This window comes from Pseudoalteromonas sp. TAE79 (assembly GCF_000498015.1).
GTDB lineage: Bacteria > Pseudomonadota > Gammaproteobacteria > Enterobacterales > Alteromonadaceae > Pseudoalteromonas.
This window is the reverse complement of record NZ_AUTL01000036.1, coordinates 1-7,456: the sequence shown is the minus strand read 5'-3', so window position 1 is coordinate 7,456 and position 7,456 is coordinate 1. Positions and strand designations below refer to the sequence as shown.

Genomic DNA, 7,456 nt, shown 5'->3' with positions numbered 1-7,456 from the left:
CCGCTTTGAGCAAGCCAATGGCGGCACACTGTTTTTAGATGAAATTGGTGATATGCCACTTGATGTACAAACACGTTTATTGCGCGTACTTGCCGATGGTGAATTTTATCGCGTTGGTGGCCATCAAAGTATAAAAGTAGATGTCCGTATTATTGCGGCTACTCACCAAAACCTTGAAGATTTAGTTAAACAGGGCAAGTTTAGGGATGATTTATTTCATCGTCTTAATGTTGTGCGCCTACGTTTACCCGCTCTCCGAGAGCGCACTGAAGATATAGAAAGCTTATCGCAGCACTTTTTACATAAAAGTGCTAAAGAACTACAAGTAGAAAGCAAAGTGCTGAGCCCTAAAGCGACTGAGCAATTACGTTTATTTAATTGGCCAGGCAATGTACGCCAATTAGAAAACACGTGTCGCTGGCTAACAGTTATGGCGCCAGGTGAGCTTGTAAGCGAGCAAGACTTACCACCGGAGATTCTGGATGCTTCGCCAACCCAAGAAGAAGGTGATTGGCTAGATGCGTTTCAGCAATGGCTTAATCAAGAGCTTAAACAAGGCAAAGAAAATATTTGGCCTGACATTCAAGCCCAGCTAGAAACTCGTTTAATTAAAACCGCCCTGGCTAATTGTTCTGGTCATAAGCAAGATGCTGCTATAAAAATTGGTTGGGGACGCAACACGTTGACCCGAAAATTAAAAGAGCGCAATATTAGCTGATTAAACGCTTTTAACACATTTGGTTATTGATGAAGCTAATCGAACATATTCCATTATTCAAACAAATGGAAATTATAAACAGGCTGCACTTTTTTAAGGAATTTACGCTCAGCGAGCGCCAAGTCTTATTGGAGTCGTTCGGCCTGTTATATTTAGTAAGCCAGCATCAGTTTTTATTTAAGCAATACGATAACGACAAGCGCTTATATATTGTACTTAGCGGCGCGCTATTAGTATTTAAACATAATCATTTGCTAGAACTTGGTACTATAGAGCCAGGTGAATTTATAGGTGAAGGCGCTTTTATAAATAACCGAGAGCGCAGCACTAGCGCACGCGCCAAAACCGACAGCATAGTTCTTGCTATTACCCCTGAAGCACTCACCCGCTTACCTAATGTTATCCGTGAAAAAATTAAAGACCGAATTATAGAAGGTATGAGTTTGCGTATTGCAAAACTTAGTGAACATATAGAAACTCACGGTTAACTCTATCACTCAATCCATATAAACAATTTGCAATGAGCAATCAAGCCAACTGGGCTTATTAGCGTGCGCAGTAAAAGTGTAAGTATCTGAAGGCTTGGCACCAAAGGGGGTATTTACAAGTGGTTGCGAGTGGCTGTATGTTTGCGAATAATTTTTGTAATAAATGACAACGTAACCGTATAAAAACTCCCAACCTAACCTTACAACAGCGCCACTGGGTAAGGTAAAGTCAGCATATTTATCTGTAAATGTGACAAGTAAATCATTGTACTTGTCTTCGCTGCATTGAGTTGTTCGTAACCTTTTAGGCATAACAAAGGTTGTACCCGCCACTACATTTTTTAAATAAAAACCTATGTTGCCATCACCATAAAAATGATTTGAACGCGTTGTATAGTTAACTTGTGGCTCGTAACCTAGCCCCTGCATTATAGCCGCAAGTTGCTCAGTTTCTTTAGAATAAATCTTATCACTTGATAAGAGTAATGTGGCTTCACCAAAGTCAGGTGGGATTGCCAGCTCTACATATTCATAAGAGAGCGATTGTGCTTTTAGCGCAGCATCGAGCTGGTTGCGCTGTTCATCTTGCAAGTTTTCACTAAATACATACACGGTAGGTTGTTGGCACGCAGCTAATAGTAATGCCAACACACATATTAAAATTCCATTTTTCATAGTTACCCTTTTAAATTACAATTGTAGTCTATTAAAGGTAACTATTTATAGCAATTTAATTTGTTTGGCTATCTAACCACGCATCAACACTTTTACGGGTGTATAAAACTTCTTTAAATAAACGATGGCGTTGAAATTCAAGTACCGATTTTTTTTTCATATCGCCACTCACTAAACGACTATGGTGATCGTTAAATTTTGAAATCACAGAAAAACCACGTTCAGCATTTTCCTTTTGCTCTTTTACTTGATTAGTAAGATGTGACCTAACATCATCTGCGGTCAACATATCTGAATTATCTAAGCCCATTAGCTCTTTTTTCATTGCTAATCTTACGCCCATTTTCTACTCCGTTTTATATGTATTCATTACACATTGATTAATCCGCCAGAGTTTTAGCAATTAGCGAGCCATACGTAAAAAAGATTGCAACGAAGCTTAACTTTTAATTGCTTCAGTTTTTTTAAAGACAGATAAAATACCTAAAAACTTTCATAACTAATTGTGTATTACAGCTATCTAAAGTTACTTGCTTTGGTGCAAAAGTCGCTGTAAGCCTTTATACTAAAGCCTGTGCGTTACCCCACCGAGAGCAAATATGAACGAAGAATATATAGAAATAGAGTTAGAAGAAGAGCCGATTGAGCTTTGTAAATTATTAAAAGTATTAAACTTAGTTGAAGGTGGCGGCCAAGCTAAAAACCTAATCACTGAAGGCTATGTGGGTGTTAACCATGAAATTTGTACAATAAAGCGGAAAAAATTATACAGTGGTGATGTACTAGAGTTTGATGGTGAGTTTTTTAAACTCTCACTAAGTGAAGATGCAATCCCTGTAGAAAAACCTGCGGTACAAACTCAAGCAGAGTCAAAGCTAGCTACACCACAACCAACAAATCAACCAGCTAAAAGTAAGCGTAAGCGAACTAAAAAACCAAAAGTAGATGATAAAACAGGTCGTCGTCCTATTTCATTTGGTTAAGCATTTAAAAGCACTCTTTTTATATAAAAAGGCCAACTTGTATAGTTGGCCTTTTTACTCTTTAATAACCTAATTAATAATAAAAACAAGGTTATAAAATGTCTGTAAACACACCTAAAAATTGGTTTAAACCCGTTGTATGGGCGGCACTCGTATGGAACTTACTTGGCGTTATTGCATTTGCTATGCACATGATGATGACACCAAAAATGATAGGTAAACTTCCTTTAGATCAACAAGCTGCCTACTCTGACACCCCTCTTTGGTCAATCATTGCATTTGCTGTAGCTGTATTTGGAAGCACTTTGGGTTGTCTGTTTTTACTTGCTAAAAACGCGCTGGCAACACCTACTTTTGCGCTATCGCTCGGCGCTATTTTAATTCAGCAATATTATAATTTTGTGGTCATAAATAGTATTGAGCTACTTGGCGCAAGTGCGGTATTTATGCCTATTTTTGTAATCATAATTGCCATTGCTCTACTTTATTTAAGTATTAAAGCTAAGCAACAAGGTTGGTTACAGTAATTAATAAAGGTCAAAATAACTTTTGACCTTACCTCGTCTTTCAAATCATCTCTTGAAATTAAATTTTTCAGCATCATCTCTACTATAATAATTGTATAAAATTCGTTCTCTAAAGACAGCTTTTTACATTGGTATGCACTTTGCAACTCAAGTACTACAGAGGTCACTCTTCAAAATATTTTTATAATTCATAAAGGGGCAAATAATGAATAATAGTTTCGATACCCAACATCAGCTCACAATAAACGGTGAGCAATATCATATTCATTCTCTAAAAGGACTTGGCGACAAAGCGAAACGATTGCCCTTCTCCTTAAAAGTATTACTTGAAAACCTTCTTCGAAACGAAGACGGCGCAAATATTAAAGAACAAGACATTCAAGCCCTCCTTAATTGGGATCCTCAAGCAAAACCTGCATCTGAAGTTGCCTTTACTCCAGCTCGCGTAGTTATGCAAGATTTCACCGGTGTACCCGCTATTGTTGATTTAGCCGCGATGCGTGACGCAATGGAAAAACTAGGTGGCGATCCTGCAAAAATAAATCCGTTATCGCCAGCTGAACTTGTTATTGACCATTCGGTACAAGTAGATGGTTATGGTAATGATGGTGCATTTGATTTAAATGCCAAGCTTGAATATGACCGAAATAAAGAACGTTACGAATTTTTACGCTGGGGACAAACCGCTTTTGATAATTTAAAAGTAGTGCCACCAGCAACCGGTATTGTTCACCAAGTGAATTTAGAGTATTTAGCCCGTGTTGTTTTTAATGAAGAGCGCGATGGCAAAAAATTCGCTTACCCAGACACTCTCGTAGGTACCGACTCTCATACAACCATGATTAATGGCTTAGGTGTACTTGGTTGGGGCGTAGGCGGTATTGAAGCCGAAGCGGCTATGCTTGGTCAGCCAATTAGTTTATTGATTCCACAAGTAGTCGGTATGAAGCTAAGCGGCAGATTACCTGAAGGTACAACCGCAACCGATTTAGTATTAACAGTAACCGAAATACTGCGTAACCATGGTGTAGTGGGTAAATTTGTAGAGTTTTATGGTGACGGCCTTGCCGACCTACCACTTGCCGATAGAGCAACCATAGCGAATATGGCACCAGAATACGGCGCTACGTGTGGTATTTTCCCGATTGATGATGAAACCATTAACTACCTTCGCTTAACAAACCGCGACGAAAAACACCTAAAGGTAATTGAAGATTATGCTAAACACCAAGGTTTATGGCGTAACGATGGCGACGAAGCGAGCTACACCGATACACTCGAACTTAAATTAGACGATGTTGTACCAAGCCTTGCAGGCCCTAAACGTCCACAAGATAGAATTGCCCTAAATAAAGCGGGTGAAGTAATTGGCGAGCATTTAAAAGGCTTTCAAGATGAGCGTATGGCTCGTCGCGACAAAAGCGATGAAGAGCAAGCTCGTATTGAAAGTGAAGGCCCAACAACAAATCCAGATGAGCCAGTAGACGAAGCACAGTTTATGGGTGCCGCTAAAGTTAAATTTAAAGGCCAAGAGTTTGAGCTAAATGATGGCGCTTGTGTTATTGCCGCAATTACCAGCTGTACCAATACCTCTAATCCAAGTGTTATTTTAGCCGCAGGCTTAGTCGCTAAAAAAGCGAAGCAATTAGGCATTAATGTAAAACCTTGGGTTAAAACATCCCTTGCACCAGGCTCTAAAGTAGTTACCGACTACCTAGAAAAAGCAGGCTTGATGGACGACCTAGAAAGCCTAGGATTTAACTTGGTAGGCTATGGCTGTACTACGTGTATTGGCAACTCAGGTCCACTAGCGACTGAAATATCAGATGCGATTCAAAAGCATAAATTAGTGGTTAGCTCTATTTTATCGGGTAACCGTAACTTTGAAGGGCGTATTCACCAAGATGTGAAAATGAACTTTTTAGCCTCACCTCCACTTGTTGTAGCCTATGCCATTGCCGGCAGAACCGACATTGACGTATACAACGAACCCCTTGCGCAAGATGCTAATGGTAACGATATTTACCTTAAAAACATCTGGCCAAGCGTTAAAGAAGTGAGCGACCTAGTTAAAGAAACAGTAACTAAAGAAATGTTTGAAAAAAGCTACGCTAACGTTTACGAAGGCGATAGCCGCTGGCAGCAAATTCAAATACCTGATGGCAAACTTTATGATTGGGATGACGCATCTACCTACATTAAAAAAGCACCATTTTTTGATGGTATGAAAGTAGAACCTCCGGGTATTCCAACGATTGAGGGCGCACGTTGTTTAGCTAAGCTTGGGGATTCAGTAACTACTGACCATATTTCTCCAGCAGGTGCTATTAAAGCAGAAGCGCCAGCAGGTTTATACTTGCAAGAGAAAGGTGTAGAAAAATCGCAATTTAACTCGTATGGCTCACGCCGTGGTAATCACGAAGTAATGATGCGCGGCACGTTTGCCAATGTACGTCTTAAAAACTTACTTGCCCCGGGTACTGAGGGCGGTGTAACACGTACACAACCAGAAAACGATTTAGCAAGCATTTACGATGCAGCTATGGAGTATCAAAAAAATAATACGCCTCTCATTATTTTAGCGGGTAAAGAATACGGTACGGGTTCATCTCGTGACTGGGCGGCCAAAGGCTCACTTTTACTAGGCGTTAAAGCGGTTGTAGCACAAAGCTATGAGCGAATTCATCGCTCTAACTTAATTGGTATGGGTGTATTACCTCTGCAATTTAAAGAAGGTGAAAGCTACGAGTCACACGGGTTAACAGGGCAAGAACAATTTGATATTGATGGCCTGTACGATAAAACCGATGAAGTAACCGTTATTGCTACAAATGCCGAAGGTAAAAAAGTAACCTTGAGTGCTGATGTACGTATTGATACCCCTAAAGAGTGGGATTACTACAAACACGGCGGCATTTTACAATATGTACTGCGTAATATGATCGACTAACAAAGACAGTAGTTAATACATCTAAAAGCCCAGTTTAGTAATAAGCTGGGCTTTTTTATATTTGCTGTTTGTTGTCTTAAATCAATGCTAAGCATTTAAAGCGTGCCTACTGAGGTAACTATGTCGCAAACAATGATAATTAGGCTGCTTAAAACATCAATAGTGCTTGGGTTGTGCCATATCGTGACTGCCCATACGTTAATTGTGTCGAACTACTTTACTGTCGAGCATGGTATTAAAGGAATAACTATAGCGGCGGCATGCATTGCTGTAGGCGTGCTGCTGTCGCTTCCCACTAAAATATATTTAACAGTATTATTGATGGAAGCCGAAAAACGTTATTTAAAAAACCATAAAAGCACTCACTCTAAATAATTAAAGTGCACTTAAATTATTAATTTCTTTATTACGTTTTTCTAGTTTGTCTTTTACATTTTCGGCGTCATTAAATAGCTTTTTAACCGAATCTGGGTTCAAAATACTGATCCCCTCTGGTGCAGCCGACATTGTATTTGTACTTGGAGAGGTATTTAAAATAGACGTGTCTTCTGCAGCAATAACAGTAATATCTTTAGGATCGAGTTTTACTTCAATACTTTTTGCATGTGGGTTAGGTGTATCAGAAAAGTGCCATTGGCCTGTTTCGTCTTGCCACTTAAAAATTTTACCACTTGAGGTAGCATTTGCAGCAATTGGTTCATCAGAAATACTGCTCGCAATTTTATCGCCAGCTTGCTGAACGCCCTGCACTGCTTGGTCCAAAGTACTGCTAGATAGCGCGACCATTCTTTCTTTAATTTGCTGAGATTCACTGCTAATTGATGATGCAGAAAGCCATGTTTGACCATCGGGCTTTTTTAAATAAAACAAAGAGATGACTGCAATAGCCATAATTGATATAGCTAAGTAGGTAAAGTATTTCATAGCGTTCCTGCTTTAATTAATCCTTTAATGCCTTGAGTCTAATAAAAAATACTTAATTAGGCAATTTTTTCTACCCGAATAAAAGAAAATAAAAACGCAGCCGAAGCTGTAATGCCGTTCACTTAAGGTGAACGGCTTTTTTATTTCTAGCGTACCGCTGCGGTCTTGGCTTGACTGAGCGAGGAAAACTT

At 39.4% G+C, this 7,456-nt stretch carries 9 protein-coding genes; 6 read left to right on the top strand and 3 right to left on the bottom strand.

Annotated features, from left to right (window positions below; translation table 11 throughout):
• A partial coding sequence (locus tag L655_RS0101055; RefSeq protein ID WP_024603804.1) for a sigma 54-interacting transcriptional regulator occupies positions 1–718 on the top strand: 718 nt, incomplete at its 5' end.
• 29 nt (positions 719–747) lie between these two features.
• A complete protein-coding gene (locus L655_RS0101050; RefSeq protein WP_010554789.1) occupies positions 748–1,206 on the top strand; it encodes a cyclic nucleotide-binding domain-containing protein in 459 nt (152 codons plus the stop codon).
• Between the two features lie 9 nt (positions 1,207–1,215).
• Here the strand turns inward: L655_RS0101050 and L655_RS0101045 are convergent, their stop codons facing one another.
• Positions 1,216–1,881 carry a hypothetical protein gene (locus L655_RS0101045; protein ID WP_024603803.1) on the bottom strand — a complete coding sequence of 222 codons (666 nt, stop codon included), beginning with the start codon at positions 1,879–1,881 and terminating at the stop codon, positions 1,216–1,218.
• A gap of 55 nt (positions 1,882–1,936) precedes the next feature.
• Positions 1,937–2,224 carry a hypothetical protein gene (locus L655_RS0101040; protein WP_024596967.1) on the bottom strand — a complete coding sequence of 96 codons (288 nt, stop codon included), beginning with the start codon at positions 2,222–2,224 and terminating at the stop codon, positions 1,937–1,939.
• A 256-nt stretch (positions 2,225–2,480) separates the two neighbouring features.
• Here L655_RS0101040 and L655_RS0101035 point away from each other — a divergent pair, with 256 nt between their 5' ends.
• The 4 genes from L655_RS0101035 to L655_RS0101020 all read left to right on the top strand — a co-directional run bounded on the left by L655_RS0101035 (position 2,481) and on the right by L655_RS0101020 (position 6,716).
• Positions 2,481–2,864 carry an RNA-binding S4 domain-containing protein gene (locus tag L655_RS0101035; RefSeq protein WP_024603802.1) on the top strand — a complete coding sequence of 128 codons (384 nt, stop codon included), beginning with the start codon at positions 2,481–2,483 and terminating at the stop codon, positions 2,862–2,864.
• Between the two features lie 98 nt (positions 2,865–2,962).
• Complete coding sequence (locus L655_RS0101030) at positions 2,963–3,391, top strand: hypothetical protein (RefSeq protein WP_024603801.1); 429 nt, start codon at positions 2,963–2,965, stop codon at positions 3,389–3,391.
• Between the two features lie 205 nt (positions 3,392–3,596).
• Entirely contained in the window at positions 3,597–6,341 is a 2,745-nt protein-coding gene (gene acnA / locus L655_RS0101025) for an aconitate hydratase AcnA (protein ID WP_024603800.1), read from the top strand.
• A 120-nt stretch (positions 6,342–6,461) separates the two neighbouring features.
• Entirely contained in the window at positions 6,462–6,716 is a 255-nt protein-coding gene (locus L655_RS0101020) for a hypothetical protein (protein WP_024603799.1), read from the top strand.
• Here L655_RS0101020 and L655_RS0101015 read toward each other — a convergent pair whose 3' ends face one another.
• Positions 6,717–7,265, bottom strand: a complete 549-nt coding sequence (locus L655_RS0101015; protein ID WP_024603798.1) for a DUF4124 domain-containing protein — start codon at positions 7,263–7,265, stop codon at positions 6,717–6,719.
• Between the last annotated feature and the right edge of the window lie 191 nt (positions 7,266–7,456).